23 protein-coding genes, 1 tRNA gene and 1 pseudogene are annotated in these 26,777 nt (G+C 39.9%); 16 read left to right on the forward strand and 9 right to left on the reverse strand.

The genetic code is table 11. The features are described 5' to 3' along the window. Window positions 1-5: 5 nt before the first annotated feature. A complete protein-coding gene (gene purD / locus IPJ16_18185) occupies window positions 6-1,274 on the reverse strand; it encodes a phosphoribosylamine--glycine ligase (protein ID MBK7629096.1) in 1,269 nt (422 codons plus the stop codon). Window positions 1,275-1,345: 71 nt separating this feature from the next. Next, window positions 1,346-2,212 (reverse strand): LytTR family transcriptional regulator, encoded by an 867-nt coding sequence (locus IPJ16_18190; protein ID MBK7629097.1) that lies wholly within the window; start codon window positions 2,210-2,212, stop codon window positions 1,346-1,348. 172 nt (window positions 2,213-2,384) lie between these two features. Here IPJ16_18190 and IPJ16_18195 point away from each other — a divergent pair, with 172 nt between their 5' ends. Next, a complete protein-coding gene (locus tag IPJ16_18195) occupies window positions 2,385-3,512 on the forward strand; it encodes a hypothetical protein (GenBank protein ID MBK7629098.1) in 1,128 nt (375 codons plus the stop codon). Window positions 3,513-3,682: 170 nt separating this feature from the next. Here IPJ16_18195 and IPJ16_18200 read toward each other — a convergent pair whose 3' ends face one another. After that, the gene (locus IPJ16_18200; protein ID MBK7629099.1) at window positions 3,683-4,285 is read right to left on the reverse strand and encodes a polysaccharide deacetylase family protein; all 603 of its coding nucleotides are present in this window, start codon (window positions 4,283-4,285) and stop codon (window positions 3,683-3,685) included. 6 nt (window positions 4,286-4,291) lie between these two features. Then, the gene (locus IPJ16_18205) at window positions 4,292-7,351 is read right to left on the reverse strand and encodes a DUF2723 domain-containing protein (GenBank protein ID MBK7629100.1); all 3,060 of its coding nucleotides are present in this window, start codon (window positions 7,349-7,351) and stop codon (window positions 4,292-4,294) included. Window positions 7,352-7,480: 129 nt separating this feature from the next. Here IPJ16_18205 and IPJ16_18210 point away from each other — a divergent pair, with 129 nt between their 5' ends. Further along, window positions 7,481-8,647: a hypothetical protein gene (locus IPJ16_18210; GenBank protein ID MBK7629101.1), complete on the forward strand. Its 1,167-nt coding sequence runs from the start codon at window positions 7,481-7,483 to the stop codon at window positions 8,645-8,647. A gap of 3 nt (window positions 8,648-8,650) precedes the next feature. Here IPJ16_18210 and IPJ16_18215 read toward each other — a convergent pair whose 3' ends face one another. Both IPJ16_18215 and IPJ16_18220 read right to left on the reverse strand, forming a co-directional pair. Beyond that, a complete protein-coding gene (locus tag IPJ16_18215) occupies window positions 8,651-9,154 on the reverse strand; it encodes a DNA-3-methyladenine glycosylase (GenBank protein MBK7629102.1) in 504 nt (167 codons plus the stop codon). A gap of 17 nt (window positions 9,155-9,171) precedes the next feature. Continuing rightward, window positions 9,172-9,642, reverse strand: a complete 471-nt coding sequence (locus IPJ16_18220) for a nucleoside deaminase (protein ID MBK7629103.1) — start codon at window positions 9,640-9,642, stop codon at window positions 9,172-9,174. A gap of 179 nt (window positions 9,643-9,821) precedes the next feature. Between IPJ16_18220 and rplM the strand changes: the two genes are divergently transcribed. From rplM to frr, 6 genes are all read left to right on the forward strand, one after another. Beyond that, window positions 9,822-10,265 (forward strand): 50S ribosomal protein L13, encoded by a 444-nt coding sequence (rplM, locus tag IPJ16_18225; GenBank protein ID MBK7629104.1) that lies wholly within the window; start codon window positions 9,822-9,824, stop codon window positions 10,263-10,265. A gap of 19 nt (window positions 10,266-10,284) precedes the next feature. Continuing rightward, window positions 10,285-10,671 carry a 30S ribosomal protein S9 gene (gene rpsI / locus IPJ16_18230; protein ID MBK7629105.1) on the forward strand — a complete coding sequence of 129 codons (387 nt, stop codon included), beginning with the start codon at window positions 10,285-10,287 and terminating at the stop codon, window positions 10,669-10,671. A gap of 117 nt (window positions 10,672-10,788) precedes the next feature. Further along, window positions 10,789-11,670, forward strand: coding sequence for a 30S ribosomal protein S2 (gene rpsB, locus IPJ16_18235; protein ID MBK7629106.1), 882 nt, complete (start codon window positions 10,789-10,791; stop codon window positions 11,668-11,670). Between the two features lie 35 nt (window positions 11,671-11,705). Continuing rightward, a complete protein-coding gene (locus tag IPJ16_18240; GenBank protein MBK7629107.1) occupies window positions 11,706-12,536 on the forward strand; it encodes an elongation factor Ts in 831 nt (276 codons plus the stop codon). Between the two features lie 82 nt (window positions 12,537-12,618). Continuing rightward, window positions 12,619-13,326 (forward strand): UMP kinase, encoded by a 708-nt coding sequence (locus IPJ16_18245; protein ID MBK7629108.1) that lies wholly within the window; start codon window positions 12,619-12,621, stop codon window positions 13,324-13,326. A 113-nt stretch (window positions 13,327-13,439) separates the two neighbouring features. Then, window positions 13,440-14,003: a ribosome recycling factor gene (gene frr, locus IPJ16_18250; GenBank protein MBK7629109.1), complete on the forward strand. Its 564-nt coding sequence runs from the start codon at window positions 13,440-13,442 to the stop codon at window positions 14,001-14,003. A 15-nt stretch (window positions 14,004-14,018) separates the two neighbouring features. On the opposite strand, the gene IPJ16_18255 is transcribed toward frr, so the two are convergent. Both IPJ16_18255 and IPJ16_18260 read right to left on the reverse strand, forming a co-directional pair. Further along, complete coding sequence (locus IPJ16_18255; protein ID MBK7629110.1) at window positions 14,019-16,412, reverse strand: penicillin acylase family protein; 2,394 nt, start codon at window positions 16,410-16,412, stop codon at window positions 14,019-14,021. Window positions 16,413-16,428: 16 nt separating this feature from the next. Next, entirely contained in the window at window positions 16,429-17,403 is a 975-nt protein-coding gene (locus IPJ16_18260) for an SPASM domain-containing protein (GenBank protein ID MBK7629111.1), read from the reverse strand. Window positions 17,404-17,552: 149 nt separating this feature from the next. On the opposite strand from IPJ16_18260, the gene IPJ16_18265 reads away from it, so the two are divergent. From IPJ16_18265 to IPJ16_18280, 4 genes are read left to right on the forward strand one after another with little or no spacing between them, the layout of a single operon-like run. After that, on the forward strand, window positions 17,553-18,863 hold the full coding sequence (locus tag IPJ16_18265; GenBank protein MBK7629112.1) for a carboxypeptidase-like regulatory domain-containing protein: 1,311 nt from the start codon (window positions 17,553-17,555) through the stop codon (window positions 18,861-18,863). 4 nt (window positions 18,864-18,867) lie between these two features. Beyond that, a complete protein-coding gene (locus IPJ16_18270; protein MBK7629113.1) occupies window positions 18,868-19,401 on the forward strand; it encodes an RNA polymerase sigma-70 factor in 534 nt (177 codons plus the stop codon). A gap of 8 nt (window positions 19,402-19,409) precedes the next feature. Beyond that, a complete protein-coding gene (locus IPJ16_18275; protein ID MBK7629114.1) occupies window positions 19,410-20,378 on the forward strand; it encodes a FecR family protein in 969 nt (322 codons plus the stop codon). A 14-nt stretch (window positions 20,379-20,392) separates the two neighbouring features. Further along, window positions 20,393-21,943, forward strand: a complete 1,551-nt coding sequence (locus IPJ16_18280) for a carboxypeptidase-like regulatory domain-containing protein (protein MBK7629115.1) — start codon at window positions 20,393-20,395, stop codon at window positions 21,941-21,943. 152 nt (window positions 21,944-22,095) lie between these two features. Here the strand turns inward: IPJ16_18280 and IPJ16_18285 are convergent, their stop codons facing one another. After that, the gene (locus IPJ16_18285; GenBank protein MBK7629116.1) at window positions 22,096-23,109 is read right to left on the reverse strand and encodes an OmpA family protein; all 1,014 of its coding nucleotides are present in this window, start codon (window positions 23,107-23,109) and stop codon (window positions 22,096-22,098) included. 163 nt (window positions 23,110-23,272) lie between these two features. Here IPJ16_18285 and IPJ16_18290 point away from each other — a divergent pair. From IPJ16_18290 to IPJ16_18305, 4 genes and pseudogenes are all read left to right on the forward strand, one after another. Continuing rightward, window positions 23,273-25,191: pseudogene (locus tag IPJ16_18290) on the forward strand (1-deoxy-D-xylulose-5-phosphate synthase). Between the two features lie 36 nt (window positions 25,192-25,227). Next, window positions 25,228-25,311, forward strand: a tRNA-Leu gene (locus IPJ16_18295). Window positions 25,312-25,377: 66 nt separating this feature from the next. Continuing rightward, window positions 25,378-26,244, forward strand: a complete 867-nt coding sequence (locus IPJ16_18300; protein MBK7629117.1) for a hypothetical protein — start codon at window positions 25,378-25,380, stop codon at window positions 26,242-26,244. An 83-nt stretch (window positions 26,245-26,327) separates the two neighbouring features. Continuing rightward, window positions 26,328-26,621 carry a helix-turn-helix domain-containing protein gene (locus tag IPJ16_18305; GenBank protein MBK7629118.1) on the forward strand — a complete coding sequence of 98 codons (294 nt, stop codon included), beginning with the start codon at window positions 26,328-26,330 and terminating at the stop codon, window positions 26,619-26,621. The last annotated feature ends 156 nt before the right edge of the window (window positions 26,622-26,777 follow it).

Genomic DNA, 26,777 nt, shown 5'->3' on the forward strand with positions numbered 1-26,777 from the left:
CTTTTCTATAAATCAAATCCAATATCCTTTCTGTAATATACTCCTTCAAATCCAATCTTTTCTGCATTTTCATATGATAACTCCAGTGCCTCCCGCATTGTGCTACCCCATGAACTCACGGCAATTACCCTTCCGCCTGATGTTACTACTTTATTCTCTGACATTTTTGTGCCTGCATGGAACACTACACTGTTCCTGACAAGCTCTAAACCGTTTATAGCTTTCCCTTTCTCATAATCGCCCGGATAGCCCCCGGAGACAAGCATCACGGTAGTAACAAACCTCTCATCAATCTCAATTTTCCTTGAAGCAAGGTCGCCTTTTGCAACACCTTCAATAAGTTCAAACAGGTCCGATTTAATGCGTGGTATAATTACCTCTGATTCAGGGTCGCCCAGTCGTGCATTGTATTCAATAACGTATGGATCTCCACCTACATTAATAAGTCCGAAGAAAATAAAACCCTTAAAGACTATCCCATCCTCAGATAATCCTTTCATGGTAGGTTCTATGATCCTGCTTAGTACCTTATCCATAAATGGGCCCCTGGCAAATGGCACAGGCGACACGGCTCCCATTCCGCCTGTATTAAGTCCGGTATCTCCTTCTCCTATTCTCTTATAATCTTTTGCTTCCGGTAATAGTTTATATGATATCCCGTCGGTTATAACAAACACCGACAGCTCGATGCCTTTCAGAAACTCCTCTATAACAACTTTTTGTCCGGCGGCACCGAATTTCCCGCTGAGAATATCTATTACCTCCTGCTCTGCTTCATTTATATCATCAATAATAAGTACGCCCTTTCCCGCAGCCAACCCATCTGCTTTTATGACATAAGGTGGTTTTAGTGTCCTGAGAAATCCCGGGACTTCCGCTGATGTCGATTTATCAAAACTTTTATAAGCTGCAGTAGGTATTCTGTGCCTTGTAAGAAAAGCTTTGGCAAAATCCTTGCTTCCCTCGAGGCGGGCAGCAGATTTGTCCGGTCCAACTACCGGAATGCTTTTCAGATCTTTGTCAGCAAGAAAGTAATCGTGTATGCCCTCTACAAGCGGAGCTTCCGGACCAACAATAACTAACTCAATATTATTTTCAAGGACAGCCTTTTTTACTTCAGGAAAATTCAGCGGATTAATGTTTAGATTGATGCCGTAATCTGAGGTGCCTGCATTTCCCGGACCTATAAAGATTTTGTCAACTTTTTTGCTTTGGGCCAATTTCCAGGTAAGAGCATGCTCCCTGCCTCCTGAACCGAGGATTAGAATATTCATCTTAAAGAAGTTTATTGCTTTTTCAAAAGTAGCATTTCATTCCGACAAACAAAACTGCCCGGAACAAATCATCAGCTCCTGTCATTTATCTGGCAGTATTTGGAGAATGTCTGCATCACCGAACTTACATAAGTTTTTGAAACAGGAATATCCATTACAGCGGGGTTGTCAAGTTCCAGTCTGAGACCATCCTTGTCTTTCCTGATCACTTTCACCTTATCAAAATTAACCATGTATGATCTGTGGCACCTGATGATTTCAGTCCCTGCAAAGATCTCTTCCGCCTTCTTAAGGGTATCGCGTAACAGATATTTCGAAACCTTGCCCTTATTGAGATAACAGATACTCACGTAATTCTCGGCCGATTCAATATAATAGAGATTTTCAGCTTTTAGTGAAAATTTGAGAATACCCTTTTCATCATAAAACGGGATCATATCCCGGCTTCCCGAATTGGGTGTCTGCTGGTCAGCCAGTCTGTCGATCTGCTCTTTTTTGTCCTTCCATGAAAAATAGAGCCACGAAACGGAATAAGGAAGTAACAGGACAAGGGCTGTATGTCTTGACGAAATTTTTGTCAGCTCAATAAACTCCCTGGGATCTTTAAGAAATACTTTTTCAAATAGTGCATAGAATAATGCCATGGAAACCACTTCTGCTATAATCCACACCAGATACTGCCAAAGGAGAAGAGGCTTCCTTTTGACGACCCTGAACATTATCATCCGGCTGATTACAACAACCAGAACTCCTGTAAGAATCGTAAGACTTGAATATGTAAAAAACTTTAGTCGGGTAACACTAAACCATTTGTCGGCACCAAAAGGAGCATAAATATTAATAAATACCAGCGCAAAAACAGAGGTAAAAATCACCAGGCGGATTATATTCTGCTTTTCATTCAGATATGAAGGAATCGGTTTTTGTAGGTCTGCCATTATAGATTTATTACCTGATACAAAATTAGCTTTAAAAAAATTCTATCCCAAATAATTGAATTTTATCCCATATTTCATATTTACATCACAATCGAATACCAACTGCAACATTAATTTGGATGCTCCCAACTGCCTGTTTTTCTTTGCATTAAAACACAGGGATTTTAAGATTATGGAGTATACAAAAACTTTCAGTGAACTCAAAAATGTTTTCTCTTCTGACAAAGAAACAATAGCAATTCCTGATTCGGGCATTGGTATCAGAAATATCAGATTTCTTTCAGAGATTCCTGCTGAAGGTTTTTTAAATGTAAACGATACACTTATTCCTGAAAACAGATCATTTTCATATCCGGTTTTCACTCCATCAGATAAAAACAGCGATAAGGTAATCCTTTTGCTTCACGGATTAAACGAAAGAAGCTGGGTAAAATACCTCGTTTGGGCATTCTGGCTTGCAGAGAACACTGGCAGCTATGTAATCCTGTTCCCGATTTCATTTCATATTAACAGGTCGCCGGAATCATGGAAAGATCCAAGGGAGATGATACCTCATATGAAAGAAAGGAATTCGACTCTTGGAGAAATCAGCATGTCGAGTTTTGCAAACATTGCACTTAGTGAAAGGCTTTCAGAGGATCCGCTCCGGTTTTTTAACTCGGGGCATCAGACACTCGATGACATTGTTGTACTAATTAAAAGCATAAAGGAAGGCCGGCATGAGGTAATTCCGAAAAGCAGCAATATTGACATTTTTGCCTATTCAATAGGCGCATTTCTGGCTGAGATAATTATGATGGGAAATCCCGAGAAACTGTTTACTGATTCTCGGCTATTCATCTTTTGCGGAGGATCTGTCCTCAGCCAGATGAAGGGCTCTTCAAAACTGATAATGGATAGTCTTGCCTTTGAAAGGCTTTACAGCTACTATCTTAATGATTTCGAAAAAAACATTAAAGAGAGGGGACCTGCAACAGATTTTCTAAGTAAAAGTCAGGTCGGAATGGCTTTCCGTTCGATGATTGATTTTGGCAGGTTCAAATCATTCCGGGAAAGTGTACTGAAGAGATTGAGAAATCAGATTCAATCGATCACTCTGCAAAAAGACCTTGTAATACCTGCAAAAGCAGTTGTTGAAACCTTGAATAAATTTAAGAGTAAGAGCATTGTTGATGTATGGGATTTTCCATATGCATATTGCCACGAAAACCCATTCCCGATTTTAACTTCACCCTTAAGTGAGAAAGTCGATAACTGTTTTGAAAAAGTCTTTGCCTCAGCAAAAGAATTTCTTAGATAAGGAGCTCTTCTTACTAAGATTTATTTTTAGATTTCCTTCGTGTACCTTAGTGCTTCCCTTAGTGTTACTTTGTGGTTAAGGGCTTTAATTTTTACCACAAAGGAACACAAAGGTCAACACAAAGGACTCAAAGGGCTTTTCAGATTATGGAAAGAATAATAAGTTTAAAGCTACATCAATTCAAAACTATAACCTTCATTATTTGCGAACCTGATAAAATCATCCAGGATTAATGTTACTGTTGATTTTGAAGTATCATGAAGCACAATTATGGAGCCACTGCGCATCTTCCTTTTTAATATCTCAAGTGTGCTTTTTGGGCCAAATGAAATGTCGAAATCATAAGGCATTATGTCCCAGAAAATGATTTTATATTTTGTCTTTAGTTTATAATACTGTTTGAGGCTTAAACGTCCGAAAGGAGGTCTGAATAATGAGGAAGATGTTTTAGATGCTGCACGCTCAACGTCTGTTAAATAATTAACAGCAGATGTTCTCCAGCCATTAAGATGGCTATACCCATGATTGCCAATTAAATGACCTTTTGCATTTATTTGCTCTATCAGATCTGGATATTTCTCAGCTGCACTCCCGCTGCAGAAAAAGAGAGCTTTCACTTTTCGCTTATCCAAGATATCCAGGATCACTGGGGTTGATACCGGATCAGGACCATCATCGAAAGTAAGCCACAATACTTTTTCTGTTGTTTTTATTCTGAATATGGCATCAGGATAAAACCACCGTGCAAAAGAGCAGGGCCTGAAAAGCCTCATATTATTCTATTTTGCCGAGTACAACGCGCCGTAGTATTTCGTAATCTCGGGTTCAACAATTTTTGTCAGAGAGTCAAGCTTCAGCCTCATCGACAAATTATAAATATCAAGCAATCCCTGCATATTAATCCCGGTTGGATAATCAAGGCCGTATCGTTCAGCAGGACCGATACTTATTGCATAATCGAGATAGCTCTTTGAATAATTTATGATTTCATTAATAATCATCTCTCCTTCTTCTGCCTTTCCAGCCATAATCAGAACCTCAGCAAGTCCAATTGAGAAAAAGTCGTGCGGCATCTTCTCTACCGGAACAATTTCAAGTCCGCGTTTCACAGCTTCAATTGCTTTTGCAGTGTCGCCTCTTAGAAGAAGTTCCTTTCCGAGAGTGCCGAATGTCCTTCTGAAATTGCTGAACATACGGCGGTTATTCTCATCAAGATATACCGCAGGATCCTCAGCATTACCCCAGGTAAACTTATTCATCATGTTGTCGAACATCACATAAGGATCGATCATACCGAATTCACCCTGTTCAGTCTGTTCCGTTTTTACTGGAGCCACTCTGTAAGCAAGACCTTCCTGTATGAAGTATTTATCAAGTCCTTTATATTGTGTCGAAGGAACAGTGGTTGAATAATAAACCGGTCGCTCCCACTTATTTGTCGAGAGCAGGTCCATAATTGCCAGATCACCCTTAAATGCGTTATCATCAGTATACTCCCACACCATTGGTGATATGAGTTTATTCTTATAGTATTCTTTTACAGTCCCGTTTGCCAGAACCTTCTCAGAATCAACATCAATTATAAACTTGCTGGCAGGAAGGAAATTCATAAAATCACCTCTTCCGCTTACATCCATCATATACTTTCTGTCATCCTGTCCGGCAAACTGCACAATATCTTTCAGGTTAACAGGCTTTTCAACCCTGTTATTTACCGGTAGCTGCTCGCGTACTCCCTCCATATATTTATCAGGACTCAATGAAAGCGGCAATGGATCAGATTCAAATGCTTTCTGCCTCATCATATCAATATACCATCCGGCCTGAATATAACTCAGGTTAGCCACACGCACATCAGTTCTTACCTGTTCAACATCCTGAACATACCACACAGGGAATGAATCGTTGTCTCCGTAGGTAAAAAGAACACTGTTCGGAGCACACGATTTAAGATAGTTTGCACCTATATCGCGTGCAGTATAACGACCTGACCGATCATGATCATCCCAGTTCTGTACAGCCATGAGAACCGGTCCCGCGGCTAATAATGCAACAAACGTAACTGCAAGAGAAGTTTTATTTCCCAGGGCCTTTTGAAGTGTTTCATAAAGTAACATGAATCCCATTCCTATCCAGATGGCAAATGCATAAAATGATCCGACATAAGCATAATCACGTTCCCTTGGCTGATTCGGATACTGATTCAGATAGAAAATAATAGCGAGCCCGGTCATAATAAAAAATGCCATCACCAGCCAGAAGCCCGAGTTGTTTCTTTTGTACTGCCAGAACATCCCGGCCAGCCCTATCAGAAGAGGAAGGAAGAAATACTTATTGTTTCCCGGATTGCTTTCCAGGTCCTCAGGCAGGTTTTTAAGGTTTCCAAGCCTTGCTTCATCGATAAACTTTATACCGCTTATCCAGTTCCCGTGTATAGCATTTCCATTGCCCTGAATATCATTTTGTCTGCCAACAAAATTCCACATGAAATACCGCATATACATAAATCCCACCTGGTAGCGGAAGAAGTATCTCAGGTTTTCCCCGAATGTCGGACAAACAATAGTTTCTTTTCCGGAACCAACTGTATACTTACGACCGGTAACTTTTCCCCAGTATTTGTATGGAGCCTCATGTTCCGGATCTGAACTGTACATACGCGGAAAGATCGTTTCGAACTGCTTGCTGTATGTATAATCGCTCCGGTAGTAAGGTTTATATTTGCCTCCCACCTTATTATAACCTGCAACAACCTGTTTTACATCAATAACAGGAGCACTATAGTAGTTTCCGAAAATCTTCGGCGAACTGCCATACTGTTTCATATTTATATAATAGGAAAGAGAGAAAACATCAGAAGGATTATTCTGGTTCATCGGCGGTTTTGCAGATGATCTGATCATGATCATTGCATATGATGAGTAACCGATCATTATTACAGTAAGAATAGTCAGGGTGTAATTCAGAATTACCCTGTTGCTTTTTAATGAGTAATAAATCCCATAGCTAAGACCTGCAAAAACTATTATGACATAAAATAGAAGGCCGCTGTTATAAGGCAATCCAATTAAATTTACAAACAGGAGCTCAAACCATCCTGCTACCTCGAAGACCCCCGGTATTAAGACAAACACCATAATAAACAGAAGCATAACAGCAAAGAGAAATGCCTTGAGAAGCCCTTTGGTTGTTATCTCATACTTCTTAAAATAATAAACAAAAACAAAAACAGGAATTATCAGAAGGTTGAGCCGGTGAATTCCCAGTCCGAGACCCATAACATAAGCAATGAGTATAATCCATCTTCCGGCATACGGTTCATCAGCCTCTTCTTCCCACTTTAGCATTCCCCAGAATACAAGGGCTATTACGAGAGAAGACAGGGAATAAAGTTCACCTTCAACAGCAGAGAACCAGAATGTATCTGAGAATGTATATGCGAGTGCACCAATAATACCGCTTCCGATGATAGCAGGAATATGCTTTGGATCTGGTTCTTTCTCATCTGAATGAACTCTCCTGACAAGATGAGTGATAGTCCAGAAGAGGAACATAATAGCGAATCCGCTGCAGATAGCTGACAGGCCATTAATCATCATGGCTACTTTTGAGGTATCACCACCGGCAAAAAGTGTAGCCACCCTGCCCATCATCAGGAATAGCGGCGCCCCCGGGGGGTGGCCTACCTGAAGTTTAAAAGCAGAAAGGATGAACTCACCGCAATCCCAGAAACTGACTGTCGGTTCGAGAGTCAGAATGTAAACTAAAGAAGAAACTGCAAAGAGAAGCCAACCTGTGAGGTTGTTCCAGCGGCGGTAACTGCCCTGTAATGAATCCATAAACTATTGGTTTTTGATATTTTCAGAGATCAAAGAACGTAAAAAAATATAATATGTACTCAACAGCTATTCTATTTAACATCATTTTAACTTGAAAGAAAAAAGCTATTTTTGCCTAAATCCTGAAAAATGAAGAGATTTCTTACACCTTTTATATTCCTGCTTTGCTTTTCTTCAGGTAACATGTCCGGCCAGACAGGTGAGGAGAATGTTACCAGCGACGGAGAACTGTCTTTAAGGGTAAAGAGTCTGACCTTCTTTAAGGATAACGAATACTTCAATAATATCGGAGCATCGAAGTTCAGACTGATCTCCAGCCTGCCGGCATTTGCTGACAAATCACAATGGCTTGAAGGCTATACACTTGTCGGATTCTTTTTCCAGCCTGAACTGGTATACACCCCATCCAGAGCAGTTACCCTCAGGGCCGGAGCACATTTATTAAAGTATTCGGGGTTAAGTAAATTCTCCAGGGTTAAACCTGTTGTATCGGCTACAGTCAAGTTAATGGAGCACACCTCTCTTACTGTAGGATCGCTTTCCGGAAGTGACAGACACAGACTTTTTGATCCGCTGCACAACAGTGAACGTCTCTACAGTGACTATTCCGAAGACGGATTTCAGGTAACATCATTAACCGAACATATTTTCAGCGACAACTGGCTAAGCTGGGAGAATTTCGTAATTAAAGGCGACTCAACACGGGAGATCTTTACAACAGGTGAATCATTTAAATATACATCATCACAACTGGCCGGATTTCTTCAATTCGAAATTCCTGTCCAGCTGCAGTTCAAACATTTCGGCGGGCAGATAAGTAACTTCCCCGAACATGTTGAGACCTATTTCAATATAGCAACAGGTTTAAGAGTGAATGCCGATCTGGCAAATAAGAGCTATGGACGGGCAGGGATTGAGTTTGTTCAGTTTTTTAATGGAGAATTTCCAAGTGTACCAGTTTCCGGCATAACACATGGATCTGCTTCCTGGTACAGGCTTCATTACGATTATAAATCATTCTATTTCGGTTTCTACTACTGGCAGTCGCATAATTACTTTTCCCCAAATGGCAATCAGATATACGGCAGTGTGATGGATAACTTGTCCACATTTGTTATTCCCGACCGTAAAATTATTACTAATGCCATTTTTATGAACCTTGTACCTGATAGTTATATAGACCTGCTTGCAGGCGTTGAAACTTATTATGATGCCTGCCTTAAGAGAATGGATTTTTCAATTACCCTCCATTTGAATTTTGACAAACTTTTCAGGCTGGCGACAGTAAAAAACTGAGAATCAGACAAAATACCGCCAGGGTTTCTCCTTCCAGTACTCACCTGCATAGTCAATACCTATTCTCGGACTCGTTTTGATACTTCTTATTACACCTGCATCTTCTATCCAGATCCTTTCTGATGTAACAAGATCCTCTCCGTAAAATGATTTGTCAATACTGAGCGATCGGGTCAGGACTCCCGGGCCGTTTAAGTTTTCAACTCCTCTGATCAGAACAGCCTGTGGATTGTTTGTTACCCCGGTAACAATATTCAGCATCCAGTACATACCATATATAAGATAGATGTAAAGTCTGCCCCCTTCCTGAAACATTATTTCTGTTCTAGCAGTTCTGCCTTTTGATGCATGGCAGGCTTTATCTTCAGTCCCTCGGTAGGCTTCTACTTCTGTAATCTCATACCTTCCTGTCTCTCCATCTGCCTGTTTTATACAAATGATTTTGCCTGGCAGATCCGGAGCCACATCCAGAACATCACGGGTAAAGAATTCCCTTTTTAATCTTATTCCCTGAGCCATAATATCTAATATGGAATTTTATCTTCCATCCCGTTCCACTTTCTGAAAACCTCTTTGCCGCCGGTCTCTTTCATCCTGATAAAAGAAACTTTTCTCTCAGCCGGATCAAGTACAATTTCCTCATAAATAAGCTTATCGCTGAAGCCGGCTTCCTCCGCATCATTTCTGTCGCAGGCATATATTACTTTTTTAATACCTGCCCAGTAGATGGCACCGAGGCACATCGGGCATGGCTCACATGATGTGTAAAGAGTACATCCATCCAGATCATGTGTTCCCAAAACAGATGCCGCTTCCCTGATTGCAAGAACTTCAGCATGTGCAGTCGGATCGGTGGTCTGGACGACTCTGTTATTTCCTTCAGATAACAATTTCCCGCTTTTTACTATTACTGCCCCAAAGGGTCCTCCACCCGAATCAATGCTTTTCGATGCAATTTCAATTGCCCGCATAAGAAATATTTTGTCGCTTCCCATTCTAAAGAATTGTTAGTCAGATTGCCATTTACAGACCATAAAAGTAGTTCAGATTTACGTAACAAAAATAAAATCTGTTCAATATTCTTTTTTTTTATGAAATATATTGTATTTTTGCAGTCCCCAAATTATAGGGTGAATTACATTATATAAGTGTATCAATTAAAAAATAAGTACAAGTGAATACCTTAAGTTATAAAACGGTATCAGCAAATAAAGCTACTGTAAACAAGGAGTGGGTTATTATAGATGCTGAAGGCAAAGTTCTCGGAAGACTTGCATCGGTTGTGGCCTCTATGCTCAGAGGAAAACACAAAACCAACTTTACACCTCACGTTGATTGCGGTGATAATGTTATAGTTATCAATGCTGATAAGGTTGAGCTCACAGGGAAAAAATGGTCTGACAAAATCTATATCCGTCACACAGGTTTTCCCGGAGGCCAGAGGTTTACTACTGCTGAAGCTCTTTTGAAAAAGAATCCGATCGGACTTATCAAGAAAGCTGTTCAGGGTATGCTTCCGAAGAACAGACTTGGAAGTGCTTTATACAGGAATTTGCACGTTTATGTCGGAACAAAGCATCCGCATGAAGCTCAGAAACCAAAACAAATTGAACTATAATATATTTTAAGCAAAAGATATGGAATCAATCAATGCTCTTGGAAGAAGGAAAGCAGCTGTAGCACGGGTATATTTAAGTGATGGCAAAGGAAAAATAACTGTCAACGGCAGGGATTTTAAAGAATATTTCGGTGCTGAAACACTTCAGTATGTAGTAACTCAGCCACTTGTTCTTCTGAATGTTGCTGATAAATATGATATTAATGCAAATCTTGATGGCGGTGGTGTTAAAGGACAGGCTGAAGCGCTTCGTCTCGGTATTACCAGAGCACTTATCCAGATTGATGCTGAAAGCAAATCCGCACTTAAGGCAGAAGGTTTTGTAACCCGCGATCCACGTGAGGTTGAAAGGAAGAAACCAGGACAGCCAAAAGCCCGCAGAAGATTCCAGTTCAGTAAACGTTAGGAATTAAAATAAGTCTTTTATAGATGCAGGTTTAGTATCTAAATTGTGAAGACTCCCGCCAGTTGGCGGGGCTACTTTGCAATTGATTGAAGGAATGTAAACTTAAAAACAAAAAAAATGCCAAGAACAAATTTTAAAGAATTACTCGATGCAGGTGTGCATTTCGGTCACCTGAAAAGAAAATGGAATCCAGCTATGGCTCCTTATATCTTCATGGAGCGTAACGGTATTCACATCATTGACCTTGAGAAAACAGCGGTAAAAATTGATGAGGCAGCTTCAGCAATGAAACATATTGCCAAATCAGGTAAAAAAGTTCTGTTTGTCGCAACAAAGAAACAGGCAAAAGAAATTGTTTCCGAGAAGGTTAAAGCAGTTAATATGCCTTATGTTACAGAGCGCTGGCCCGGTGGTATGCTTACCAATTTCCCGACCATCCGTAAAGCAGTAAAGAAAATGTCGTCTATAGACAAAATGGCAACTGACGGTACATTTCTTAACCTTTCGAAACGTGAAAGACTCCAGGTTACAAGACAGAGAGCAAAACTTGAAAAAACACTTGGAAGTATAATTGACCTTACAAGACTGCCGTCGGCACTTTTCATCGTTGACGTCAGCAAAGAACATATTGCCGTTAAAGAGGCAAAAAGACTCGGTATCCCTGTTTTTGCGATGGTTGACACAAATTCAGATCCTTCAGATATTGAATTTCCGATACCTGCAAATGACGACGCTTCAAAATCAATCTCTTTAATAGTTGGCATTCTTTGCCAGGCTATCGAAGAAGGTCTGAGCGAAAGAAAACTTGAAAAAGACAAAGAACCTCAGCAGAAAGATAAGAAAGCAATCAGAAAAGAACTCGAAACAAAAGATATTCCTGCTGCAATAATTGAAGCCCTTGTTGAAGAGGACGAAGAAGAGGAAGAAGCAGATGTTGAAGAGGAGACAGAAGAGGATGATGACGATGTTATCAAAATCGCTGACGAGACCGAAGAATAGTAGAATTAACAGATTAGAAATTTAAAAATATAATTATGGCTGAATTTAGTGCTGCTGATGTTGCAAAATTAAGAAGAGTGACTTTAGCCGGAATGATGGACTGCAAGAAAGCTCTTGAAGAATCAGAAGGTAACTTCGACAAGGCTATCGAAATAATCCGTAAAAAAGGTCAGGCTGTGGCTAACAAACGTGCTGACAGGGATGCTACAGAGGGTGCTGTTTTGTCAAAAGTAACCCCTGACGGAAAATTCGGAGCAGTTATTACACTTAACAGCGAAACAGATTTTGTTGCAAAAAATGCTGATTTTCAGGCTTTGGCGAACAAGATTCTTGATATAGCTATAACTAAGAAACCAGCAAATCTTGACGAACTGAAATCACTTCCTATGGATGGTGGCAAGATCGGCGATAAGATCATTGAATATGTTGGAATCATTGGTGAAAAAATAGAACTGGCATATTACGAAAAGATAGAAGCTGCTCATGTACAGGCTTATATCCACCCGGGTAGCAAACTTGCAACCCTGGTAGGTTTTACAAAAGCAGGTATTGATGTACAGGTTTACAAAGATGTTGCTATGCAGATTGCAGCAATGAATCCTGTTGCTGTTGATAAAGATTTCGTTTCTCCTGCTACTATCGCACAGGAAATTGAAATTGGTAAAGAACAGGCTCGCCGCGATGGCAAACCTGAAGATATGCTTGAAAAAATTGCACAGGGAAAACTTGCAAAATTCTTTAAGGAGAGCACTCTCCTCAACCAGGATTTTGTAAAGGATAACAAAATGACTATCAGACAGTACCTTCAGTCTTTCGGCAAAGACCTCACTGTCACAGAATTTAAACGTTATTCCCTTAATCTCTAGTACGTAGGTTCATATTTCAATATTCTTGTGGCGCTCCAGGGCGCCACTTTTTTTTTATCTTTACGTGACAGAAATCAAAAAAATGAAATACAAAAGGATATTACTCAAACTAAGCGGCGAATCACTTGCCGGTAATGGCAATAACAGTATCAGCGATTCAATACTTGAACAATATGCGAAAGAAGTCATTGATGTTGTAAGGACCGGAAGCCAGGTGTCAATTGTAATCGGAGGAGGTAATATCTTCCGGGGCATGAGCGGAACAGAATCGGGATTCGACAGGGTGAAAGGCGATCAGATGGGCATGCTGGCAACAATAATTAACAGTCTGGCTATTGAAAGCGCAATAACCAGACTGGGTGGGAAAGCAAAGGTCTTCACCTCAATTAGGATGGAGCCTGTGGGCGAGTTTTATAACCGCGACAAGGTAGTTGAAGCGATGGAAAACAACTTCGTATGTATACTTGCGGGCGGAACAGGAAACCCGTTTTTCACAACTGACACAGCTGCAGCATTAAGAGCTGTGGAGATTGGCGCTGACGTTCTGCTTAAAGGCACAAGGGTTGACGGGGTCTATACATCAGACCCGGAAAAGGACCCGAAAGCTGAAAAATATGACACTATCTCCTTTGAAGAGGTAATTGCTAAAAGACTCAAAGTAATGGACTCTACTGCTTTTACAATGTGCAGGGACAATGATATGCCTCTGATAGTCTTTGACATGAACAAACCAGGTAATCTGAAAAAGCTTGCAGAAGGCGAAAAAACAGGGACTCTAGTATCAAATTAAATGAGGCTTTGAATTTCCGTCTATTTTACTATTTTTGTTATGCCTGTAATAAAATAAGGTGTTAAACCAGGTACTGTGAAATAACTAACAGTAAAAAATCTAACATTCAACATATGAACGAAGAAATTGAACTGATTACAGATGAGACCAATGACAGGATGAACAAAGCATTGGAACATCTTGAACACGAACTCGCAAGACTACGTGCAGGAAGATCAAATCCGGCACTTCTCGATGGAATAACAGTTGACTATTATGGTGTCAACTCTCCGCTTACCCAGGTTTCAAATATAAATACCCCCGATGCTAAAACCATTATGATACAGCCCTGGGAAAAGAATATGCTGGGCACTATCGAGAAAGCAATTATGGCAGCCAATATCGGACTCACACCAGTGAATAATGGTGAAGTAATCCGTATCAACATACCACCACTTACAGAAGAGAGAAGACATCAGCTTGTAAAACAGGTCAGGAACGAGGGAGAAACAGCCAAAATAAGTATCCGTAATGCACGTAAATGGGCTAACGATGAACTGAAACAGCTCCTTAAAGACGGTCTTCCCGAAGATATGGAAAAAGATGCCGTTGAAAAAATACAGGAAATGACACACTCTTACAATACCAAAGTCGATAAGGTTATGGCATTGAAAGAGAAGGATGTAATGACGGTGTAACCTCGATGGATGAGGTCACTTCCCCGACTTCAGTATTAATGTATATTTCGCAGCTGCCTTTACAGCACTCTCTGTAAAGGCATCTTTGTAGAATTTACCTTCAATATAATCTTTTGTGTGTGAAAGGTAGAACTCACTGGCCGGCACTCCTGATGCTCCTGTTGGTGTAATCGTAAAAGACTCATCCCAGTCAGCTGTATTGAATATATGCCTCTCTGAGGCTCCGTGGTTAACCTTAAACCCTGCTGCGTAGGTGTAGGGACTTACTGTATGACTGCTGCCTCCTACACTGTATGTATCGGAATTAAGACTGAACAGGCGGTCAAGTATTTTTACCTTACCAAGAGGATGTTCAATTGTAATTTTATGTATTGAACCCCAGGTCCACTTTGCCTGATCCTCTCCAAATTTTTTTGTAAGATCTGAAACAGCATCTTTGAAACTCAATAAAACAATGTCATCAAGGGTCTCCTTTTCATTAGTATTTACATTATCCACCCAGGCATCTGGTCCTGACGTAAGTATCCGATAGATATAATACTCCCTTGCAGTACCAAATAATGAAGGATACAGTTCTCCCATCTCATCACCAAGCAGGTTCCGTCCAAAGGCAGGCCTGAAAAACTCAAATACTGATGGTGCCACCAGATTTGCATTCATGTCATAATCCCAGTTTTTGAGAGCTGCCAGAGCACTTCTTTCTCCCGGAGAAAGCGCAGGACTCTTCTCTTCAATCTTTAAAATATATGGTGTAAGAAGTGCGGCGTAATCAGAATGCTGATCGAGGATCATCCTCTTAAAATCATCCATGCTGAAAATCTCTTTTTCACCAATCATCTGCCTGATCCTGTTAATTCGGTATGGCATAGCAAAATCAGAACTTATATAATATGGATAGTTCTCATCTACAGTCCTGTTATTTGCAGATGAAACATATCCGGTTGCCGGATTAAAACTGAATGGAAGCTGCTCAAATGGTACATATCCTTTCCAGTCAGATTCATCAGTTTCGCCATTGCGAATTAGAGAACCATTTCCTTTTCTTAATGCTATTCCTCCGCCTGTGTTCAGCCCTATATTACCTTCGGTATCAGCATAAACAAAATTCTGGCTTACCGAATTGAATGATCTGAGTGCATTTCTAAAATCATCCCAGCCGGCTGCTCTGTTAAGAAGACAAACTGATCTGACTTCATCGCTGTAATCAAATCCCGACCATCGCATACTTATCGCTGCATCGGTAATATTATTGAATCCGGAAATTACCGGACCTCTGTGCGTATATTTAATTATAACAGAATCAATCCCCCCTCCTTTCAACTTAATAATCTCTTTCTTCACAATCATATTCTTCCATTCTCCATTGAAGAAATACTGGTTCGGGTTTTCAGGATTTATCTTCTCAGCAAACAGATCAATGTCGTCGACCATCAGATTGGTCATTCCCCATGCTATCTTCTCATTATGACCGGCAACAATAAATGGCTCGCCGGGAACAGCTACTCCTGTTACATTTAACTTTCCCGGAATTACCTGGTGCATCTGGATCCAGATTCCGGGAGATCCGAATCCAAGATGCATATCGTTTGAGAGAATTGGCTTGCCTGTTGTTGTCCTTCTTCCTGACAATGCCCAGTTATTACTGCCTGAGAATGAGGAAGCGCCCAGTGCTTCGAGCTTATCAAGTGAAGAAATTATAGAAATTGCTTCTTTCAATAATTTATCATCAAGAGTAAATCCGGGAAACACAACTGAGCTTACTGCCTTAAAATCAGGGATAATCTGAAGAGCTTTTTCTGCTCCTATTTTTTTAACAAGCTGATAATAAAACAGGTCCGATGTCATATTATCTTTTGCCAGGTCCCAGCCCATATAGCCGATAATATTTGCGATATCCTCAAGTTTCCATGGATCCGGTTTATAGCCAAGAATCCTGAATTCAGGAGGAAGCTTTTTGCCCGCATCTGCAATATATTTATTTACTCCATCAGCATAAGCCTGCATATATGAAAGTATTACCGGATCTTCATTGCTTAAAACAAGCTTCGATTTTGCTGTCATTTCAAGACACCTTAGAAACTTGTCAGTCTCAGCGAGATCAGCTCCCATAACTTCCGCCAATCTTCCTGTTGTAACGCGTCGTATAAGATCCATAAACCATAACCTCTCCTGGGCCATAACATATCCCACCGCGAAGTACAGATCATGCTCATTACCAGCATATATATGAGGCATCCCTCTTTCGTCGCGGAATACAGTAACATCCGATTCAAGACCTGCTAACATAAGTTCCCCGTTATATTTCGGAACTGCTCCGTTTCTGATACCGGAAATAATGAAAAATCCGATAACAACAACTATCACAATCAGCGATAGAATTGAAAGCATAATGATTTTAAATGTTTTCATAGTGATGCCGGTTAGATTAGTATTTAACGCCAATAAGTCCTGATGTACAATTTCTGCAGATATCAATCATGTGTCGTCCCGAGAGGATGCTTTTTCTGAATATCCTGTATTTTGGTCCGTTCCATATATCCCTGAAAGAATCCTGACCGAGATCTCCCATCACATGCTCAGCATCCTTATCAAAACAACAAGGTATTACTTTTCCGTCCCATGTTATTACAGGATTAAACCAGAGCCTTGCACAACGATTGGGAAAAGAATTCTTGATTGTATATTCCCCGTTCTTTAAACTATATCTGCTCAATCTGCCATTTTTTGGCAGCCATTTGTCAATATCCTTTTTATCGTTTATCTGCATCGATTTCAGCTTCAGAACTGCATAATTCTTTTTTGCAAATTCCTCCGCCTCTGGTATCTGATGTTCATTCAAACGGTTAACGAGGAACTGAATTTCAACTTTTAAATGCGACTTATTTCTGTCGCGGGCCTCTGCTATTCTTTCAATTCCGCTTATAACGCTGTCAATTTTCCCATTTACTCTGTATTGTGAATAGGTTTCCTGATCGGTGCCATCCAATGAGATAATAAGCTTATCCAGTCGCGACTTCACAATTTTATCACAATTATCTGCAGATAAGAAATGTCCGTTAGTTGATACTGTGGTATGGGTGTTCCGACTATTTTCCAGAAAGGAGAAGAAACCGGGATGAAGCATCGGTTCTCCCTGGAAATAGAGATTTGTATTTAAAAGGTATGGATTGAGTTCTTTCATTACCTTTTTGAAAAGTTCAATGTCCATATAACCCCTTTTTCTTGTCATAAGTCCAGATCCTGAGGAACATTCAGGACAATTCAGATTGCAATTATTTGTCAGTTCAGCACCAATTGCAAGGGGCATACCTTTCATATCAGGTCTTCCTGTAACTGAGCCAGCGAGATATGAGTAAGCAGCCAGAACAAAATTTGAAGACTTAATGAAAGGCCTGATCATAGGTATCGAAAAATAGAGAAGTAAGATAAGAAAATATTTTCCACAACAATAATAGGGTAAAACATCATATTAATGGTCTTAGACTTGAAACGTGAATACCAGGTATCAGTAATTAAAAAATTAAATCTTAACTTAAATAAATTAACGCCATGAAAAATTTTAAACACATTTCACTTATCTCTGCATTGCTTCTGCTGGCCATTACGGCACAGAGCCTCTCTGCAGCAGATCTGTTTGGTAAAAGGAAAGCTGACCAGCAAAACTATATTACAATAAAAGGTAAAGTAGTTGACGCTGAAAACGGAACACCGCTTGTATTTGCAACAGTTGCGGTAAAGGAATCAAATGTTGCTATAGTAACCAATATCGACGGAGAGTTTACACTTAAAATCGGGGAACCGGTTACTGCAAAAAATCTTGAAGTTTCCTTCCTTGGTTATAAAAATAAAACTATCCCTTTAAGCGATATGAGAGATAATGGTTACAAGAATGTGATTTCACTTGAAACCGCTCCTATTCCTATAAAAGAGATAGTGGTAAAACCTCTTGATCCAATTGATATTGTAGAAAAAGCAATTGGCCGTATTGGTAAAAATTACGCATCAGAACCAAACCTTATGACCGCCTTCTACAGGGAAACAATAAGAAAGAATCGTACATATGTTTCTATCGGAGAAGCAGTTGTAGAGATATTCAAAGCACCTTATGCCAACGATGTAAGATTTGACGGTACGCGCATATACAAAGGAAGAAAAAGCTCTGATGTGGAGAAAATGGATACAGTGCTTTTCAAACTACAGGGCGGACCGGTAAGTGTTATGCAGCTTGATATAGCTAAAAACACAGAATCGATTCTTACACAGGATGCTATGCAGTACTATAACTACTCGCTTACTGGGGTTATAGAAATTGACGGCAAACCTCATTATGTTATTGACTTCCTGCAGAAACCATCTGTTGACATGCCTTTGTTCATGGGTAGCCTCTATATAGAAATGGACTCTTATGCAATAACCGAAGTTGAGTTTGGATTCAACCTTTCTGACAAAGCTGCCGCTTCCTCAATATTTATCAGGAAAAAGCCGCTTGGAATGGAAGTTACTCCGGAACTAGCCACATACAGAACAAAATACCGTGAACAGGATGGCAAATATTACTTTGCCTACTCAAGGGCTGAAGTAAAATTCAAGGTAGACTGGAAGAAAAAACTCTTCAACACATATTATACAACAATGTCAGAAATAGCAGTGACTGACAGAACTACCGAAGAAGTTATTAAATTTGCGAACAAGGAAAAGATTAGGTATACAGATGTATTTTCTGAGAAAGTTACAGCCTTTACCGATCCGGAATTCTGGGGTGAATACAACGTTATTGAACCCGACCAGAGTATAGAATCGGCAATACGAAAACTTAGCAGGAAACTCAAATTCAGCGACAGGGACGATCTTGATAAATAAATAAATGACTGGGGATACTGAGATTATAGGGAGGATCCGAAATGGTGACAAAGGACAGTTTGAGTTACTTTTCCGATCCTCCTATGTTTCCCTGGTTCGCTACGCAAAAACTCTGATTAAGGATCATGATACAGCAGAAGAAATAGTACAGGATCTTTTTTTCAGACTCTGGCAGGACAGAGAAAAATTAAATATTGAAAGTTCTTTAAATGGTTATCTTTTCAGGTCGGTGCACAACAAATGCCTGCACTTTATAGAACACAAAAAAGTTGTGGATCGTCATGCAGGGGAGATGTTGCTTAGTCAACACGAAGATCAGGAGAGTCCTTCAGACATACTGCTGTATAAAGAGCTTCAGGCTAAAATAGCAGCGATACTTGAGAGACTGCCTGAAAGATGCGGACAGATTTTTTACATGAGCAGATTTGAAGGATTGAAGTATGCTGAGATTGCAGAGAAATTATCAGTTTCAATAAAAACTGTGGAATCAAATATGGGCAGAGCCCTCAAAGAATTCCGCAGAGAATTAACAGAATAATGAAAGAGATGAGTAACACAGAGAGATTTACTGAGAAGGAGTGGGAGGAGCTTGCCTCCATTCTCTCAGGCGAAAAGGGTGAAAACAAAGAACTCCTCAACCGCTTTATGGCTGAGGATATTCACAATACCGGGGACAAATGGAGGGATCTTGGAGCTATGAGCAGTGAAAAGAAAATAAATGTTGACACCGCCTGGAATAAGGTGTCCTCACGAATAAACGAGAACAGATTTCGGATTGTGCGATACTCATTTATCAGAGTTGCTGCCATGGCTCTTTTGATACTGGGAATCGGTGCAGTCACAATTTATATGAATAACTCAGGCTATTTCAGCAAAAAAATATCTGCGGCTACAAGTATCGATGAGAAGAACATGGTTATCAGTCTTCCCGACGGAAGCAAAATATCTCTCAACAGGAATTCGCAACTGACCTATCGTGAAAATTTTGGTAAAAAGAACAGAAATGTAAAACTTACTGGAGAAGCATTCTTTGAAATAGCTCCTGATGCCTCCAAACCTTTTATAATAGATGCCGGAAAGGCTGATGTCAGGGTTGTGGGTACCTCTTTCAATGTTATTACGAACAACAGAGAATCAGAAGTTGAGGTTTATGTGAAAACAGGAAAAGTAATCCTGTCAGATAAATCAGGATCCCAGTCATTAGCTCTCGAACCGGGTTTTGTCGGGAAAATGGATTCTAAAACATCAGGAAAAACTCTTAATGAAGATCCCAACTACCTCTCGTGGAACACAGGACTGCTTGTCTATACCGGACAAAAACTAGATGTTGTTTTCAGCGATCTGAAAAGAGTCTATAACATGGATATAATTGCAGATGATCCCTCGATACTGGAAAATCCATGGCACTCACCTATTGATAATGAATCACAGGATACAATAATCCGGCTGATTTGTGCTAGCTTTAACCTGAGTTATACAAGAGATGGCAATGTTTACCATCTTTCTAAAAAATAGCTCATTACCGGGAAATGCCATCATTCTGTGGCTATATAATTGTAAGAATTCAGGTAATTGCATTCTTCCTGCTGATTATTATTCCTGAAGATGCAATTTGCCAGAGAGGCATTCTTGATTCAACGTTTACATTCAGAGCAGGAACAGTAAAAACCGGAAACGCACTGAATATCATTACCCGGCAAACCGGCTTCAATTTTACGTATGATAGCCGCCTTATCGACCCTGAGAAAAAGACAGTTCTTACTTTCATCAATAAAAAACTGGGGTTAGTCCTTGACAGTATTCTTAAGAATGATACTCTTGTTTACTCGGTAATAGATAAGTATATCATAATATCGAGACAGGAGAAAAAAACGGACAGTGTTGACACAAAGAAACCTCAATCAACTGTTAATAAAATAACAGGAGTCATTATTGATGATGAAACATCAGAACCATTGCCATTTGCAACAATCGGACTCAAGAATAAAGGGAAAGGAACTGTAACCAATTTTAACGGGGAGTTTGGATTAAACATCACAGCAGATTACTATTCCGATACACTTTCTGTCTCTTATCTGGGTTATATAAAACGGGAGATTCCTGTTAAAAATGCACTCGGGAGCGATATCTCCATATCTATGAAGAGGGAATTCATCTCTATCCCGGAAATCATAATAAGAAATCAGATTCCCCAGGATATTTTATCCAAAACACGACATGCAATCGCGGAAAACTATGGTACTACACCTGCCTTAATGACAGCATTCTACAGGGAGGGTGTATTAAAGAAGAGTGAAGTGCAAACCTATTCTGAGGCAGTCCTGCAGATCTATAAAAGTGCGTATTCAGGATCACTTCTGGGTGACCAGATAAAAGTCTTCAGGAGCAGAAAAATAGAAAATATCAACCGGAGTGATACCCTGGCTATAAGACTTAAGGCCGGACTAAGTACATGTCTCGATCTCGACGGAGCAAGAAACATGTTCGACTTTATCACTTTAGCCAGCATGGCTGACTACACCTACAGAATGACAGACATTGTAACCTATGACGAAGAGGCTGCATATGTTATTGAATTTCAACAACGTGAAAGTGTTGATCTTCCGCTTTTCAAGGGGACTATCTATATCAATACCGTAGATTATGCAATACTTTATGCCGAATTTGAAATAAATCCTCTATTGATCCATAAGATGAAAGATACATTTATATCCGCATCATCGCGAGGATTCAATACATGGCCGGTATCAGTTAAGTATGCCGTAAGTTATCGGAAGGTTAATGAAAGATATTTTTTAAGTCACGTGCGTGGCGATCTGATCTTCGCATCAAAACAGAAGAAAAAACTTTTCAGTACACAATTCAAAGTCTTCTTTGAGCTTGCTGTGACTGAAACCAGTCTGAACAATGTCATAAGATTTGAAAGGGATGAACTCGCCCCTGTTCATTCAATATTTTCCAAAACAATAAATAGTTATGACCCCCTCTTCTGGGGTAACCAGGATTTCCTGCGTCCTGAAGACAATCTTCTTCAGTCGCTTAAAAACATGAATGTAAAGCTGCAGGAATTCACAAAATAATTTCTTGCCCCCTGCCGCTAAATCCATTAACCACAAAGGTCACAAAGGAATTACACGAAGGTCACAAAGAGCTGAAATACTATGATTTTCTTTGTGTACTCTGAGGAAACTTTGTGTACTTTGTGGTTAAAAAAAAGTGGGTTGGGGGGCATCTAATACTTGTCGATAAGTCTATATAGTTCCGTCAAGTCGGGAGTAAGAATAATATCGGTTCTTCTGTTTTTAGTACGGGCATCAGTTGTGCTGCGAGGGTCAACAGGAAGATACTCGCTTCTTCCCGATGCTGTTAACCTCTTGGCATCGATGCTTGTGCCCTCGAGAAGCGTTCTGACAACAGTTGTGGCTCTCTTTACACTCAGGTCCCAATTATCTTTAAGCTGACCGCTTCCGGGGTTGTATGGAACATTGTCTGTGTGGCCCTCGATCATAATCTGAATATCAGGGTTTTTCTCAAGCACACCCGCCAGTTTCTTCAGAGCATTTCTTCCGTTAGCATCAATATCCCAGCTGGCAGATTTAAACAAAAGTTTTTCATCAAGCGAAACATAAACCTTTCCGTTTTTCATTGTAACAGTAAGGCCGTTATTCTCAAAACCTAACAGGGCTTCAGAGACTTTTGATTTCAGATCCTGAACAATCTGTTTCTGAGCATCAAGAATTTTCTCCAGTTCAGCCAGTCGTGCATTTCTTTTTTCAAGCTCAAATGTAAGCTCATCGAGTGATGATTTTTTTGCATCAAGGTTCTGCTCAAGCTGACGCAGAAGATCCTCCTTTTTCTGAAGGTTTTCCTGGGCAGCCTGGAGTTCTGTAAGCAGTTTCTGAGTCTCTTTTACGTTGCCACGGATAAGATCTTCCTGGGCATTCTGAAGCTCATTATACTTTGAGGATATCTTGTTATAGTCTTCAACTGCCTTGTCGCGGGAGCTCTGAACGGCGGCAATTTCCTGCTTAACAACACCCATTTCCTTTTCAAGTGTTGCGAGCTTTGCTTCAAGTTCTTTGTTCTGCATCTCAAGACCAATATTATCCGACTTAAATGCATCTCTCTCATTCATGAACTGCTTGCTGGTATCCTGCAAACTGCTGAATTTCTTCCCAGAAACACACGATGATAAAGACAACACGATGAATGAAATACCGAAAATATAAATGAATGATTTTTTCATAGCTTCAATCTGCTTTATTGTATAACATCTGTCATGCTCTAAAAATTGCACAGAGAACCGACATTTTCGAAACAAAAATAAGAAAATCCCGAAGATGCTTCATTAAACAAGCGGGAATAATAATTGTTATATTTGCAGGCTATTTGATTTAACAATTTTTCAAATGGATAAAGCAGAAAACTTACTCAATAAAATAACTACTCCCGAAGATCTGCGGAAGCTTGAACCTACTGATCTTATACAGGTCAGCTCAGAGCTGCGGCAGTTTATTATTGATGTTGTCTGCAATAATCCGGGTCATTTTGGTGCCAGCCTTGGTGTGGTTGAGCTGACCGTGGCACTTCATTACGTATTTAATACTCCGTACGATAAAATAATCTGGGATGTCGGACACCAGGCATATGGCCACAAGATACTGACAGGGCGCAGAGAGAATTTTGCAACAAACAGAAGATATAAAGGTATTTCCGGTTTCCCCAAAATGGCTGAGAGTGAATACGATGCTTTTGGTACAGGCCACTCGTCCACCTCAATATCGGCAGCACTGGGAATGGCTGTTGCAGCAAAGAAAAAGGGAGAAAACCGACAGGTTGTTGCTGTTATCGGCGACGGTGCCATGACAGCAGGTCAGGCATTTGAAGGACTTAATAATGCAGGTATTGCAAAATCTAATATCCTGGTGATACTAAACGATAATAACATGGCAATAGATGCCAATGTTGGTGCGCTAAAAGAATATCTTCTCGACATTACTACCAGTAAAACATACAATAAGTTTAAGGACAGAGTCTGGAAAGGACTTGGAATATTCGGGAAGTACAGTCCGAATGCAAGAACACTCGCAGCCCAGCTTGAAGCTGGAGCAAAAAGTACATTTCTCGACAGAAGCAACCTTTTTGAAGGACTCAACTTCAGGTATTTCGGACCTATCGACGGACATGATGTAATGCATCTTACTAAAGTGTTGGAAGACCTGAAGAGAATTCCTGGCCCAAAACTCCTGCATTGTGTTACAGTTAAAGGAAAAGGCTTCAAACAGGCTGAAGAGAATCAGACCACCTTTCACGCACCGGGCAAATTTGATAAGGAGACCGGTGAGATACTCGACATTCAGAAGGGTGAATCCATTCTGACATACCAGGAAGTATTTGGAAGAACACTTCTTGAATTGGCCAGCTTGAACGATAAAATTGCAGGCATTACCCCTGCAATGCCCTCAGGCAGCTCGATGAATATTATGATGAAGGAGATGCCGGAAAGGATATATGACGTGGGAATAGCTGAACAACATGCTGTTACATTTTCTGCAGGTCTGGCAACACAGGGAATAATACCTTACTGCCATATTTATTCGTCCTTCTTACAGAGAGCTTACGACCAGATTATTCACGATGTTGCCCTGCAGAATCTGCATGTTGTTTTTTGTGTCGACCGGGGAGGACTGGTTGGAGCCGACGGAGCCACTCATCATGGATTTTTCGACCTCGCATTTATGAGGGCAATACCTAACATGGTTGTTGCTGCTCCTATGGATGAAGTTGAACTGAGAAACATGTTGTATTCCGCACAGCTTGATAAAAACAGATCCCCCTACTCCATTCGCTATCCGAGAGGCAAAGGAATGTTTGCCGACTGGAAGAGACCATTTGAAGAGATAGAAACAGGAAAAGGCAGGCAGATAAGTGAAGGAGATGACCTTGCGATAATAACAATAGGGACTACCGGAAATATTGCAGCTTCGGTTGTGAAAAAATGCAAAAGCAAAACATATCCATAGCTCATTACGATATGAGATTTGTGGCCCCGCTTGATAAAGATATTCTTCATACAGTATTTAAAAACTTCCGGCATATAATTACAGTCGAAGACGGAGTCCTGAAGGGAGGTTTCGGAAGTGCTGTAATAGAGTTTATGGCTGATTTCGGATATAATTCAGAGGTGAGGCGCCTGGGAATCCCGGATTATTTTGTTGAACATGGCACCCAGGAAGAACTTTACAAAGAGTGCGGGTTTGATGCAGAAGGAATTGAACTGGCGATCCAGGAAATTCTTGTCCTAATCGGTTATAATGACGAAAGATAAAAGTTTTTTTATATTTTCGCAGTCCATTAATATTCTGCCCGGATGGCGGAATTGGTAGACGCGCTGGTCTCAAACACCAGTGGCAGCAATGCTGTGCCGGTTCGATCCCGGCTCCGGGTACTGAAAGCTCCGATTTATCGGGGCTTTCCGCTTTTAGTAGGTGCTAATCAGGTGCTAAAATATTTTTTGGAAAAAATCAAAATTGACTTATTTTTAATAATGAAAGTCAATAGAAGTAAACCGCATTTTAAAGAGCTACTTGAAGAGTATATTTCAACCCTCGAAAAAGATTATGTTTCAGTTCAAACCGGGCAGACCATCCATCCTACGTTCTCCCTGATACAGAATACATATCAGAAGATTGAAGACAAATATTTTTATAAGAAGTTAGGCTTTACCCTCACCTATTTCTTATTTTGTATAATCTATTTAGCTATTACAATTATCTATTCTTCTCTCCCACTGGTCTTCTTTGTTGTGTCCCCGTTTTTGTTCCTCTTTTTTTTCTATTTTCTTGTAACCCATCTTATCAAAATTCCAGATTTGGTCGACATAACTAGTCTGGGGGACAGAGTATTACTCGTAAGGGAAAAAATAAAATATTATGACTTTGATTATCATGAAGTTAAAGAAATGATAATTGACATTGACAAAATCTACCATTTGGAGAGATTGGCATATTTAAGAAAGTACTATGAATTAATGAAACCTACATTTAATGGCAACAAGAATAAAAACACAAACTATGAATCAAATCCAGTCGAACGACTGATTGCAATCGATCAGATAATTGAAACTACAAAAATTCCTCTCCAGAACGAAGAAAGATCCTTATTGCTTTCAAGCTTACTTAGGATAAGTGATTCAGATTTCCCAAATGTAAAAACGACATTGAATGTTATAAACAAAATCAAAAACAAAGAAGAGTTGAAGGACAATGAGTTAAAGAAGCTTGAAGCGATAAAGGAGTCACTACGAAACACGATTACGATTCTTCAGGTCGCTACAAAAAATACTGAAACTTTGTTTAATACATTGGATAAAACTACCTAAAAACAAAGTCATTTCAGACCTGAATTTGACTTAATTAGATAAGATATTGTCATTTTTTGTACTGAAACTAAAATCAGTACCAGATGGAAAATATCATTATAGTTAATCCTAACGATTTTTGGGATAAGCATCGTGAAATAACCAAACAAGTTATAAGGGAAGAATTAGATAAGGAAAATCCACAGAAAGAAAATGGGGAGGATATCCTGGTTATTGAAGATGTTTGCAAACTTCTTAAAAAGTCCAAACAAACAATCTACAATTGGATGGAGGCCGGTATAATTAAAGGCCATCACATAAATGAAAGTCTCTTCTTTTTTCGAAGCGAAATTATTGATCTCCTAAAGGGCGGTATTAAAGAATATAAGAAGAAGTGATGCAACTTGCTCAAAATCAGTATAGCAAAAGTATCTATGTGATACTTTTAAAGTATGCACTAGATACTTATAAGGTATTTATTTTAACCTAATCAGATACTTTTCAGGTATACGGAAGTAGCGTGAAAAGTATCATTTTGCTGTAAAAAAGTTACT

This window comes from Bacteroidales bacterium (assembly GCA_016709865.1).
Classification (GTDB): Bacteria; Bacteroidota; Bacteroidia; order Bacteroidales; family VadinHA17; genus LD21.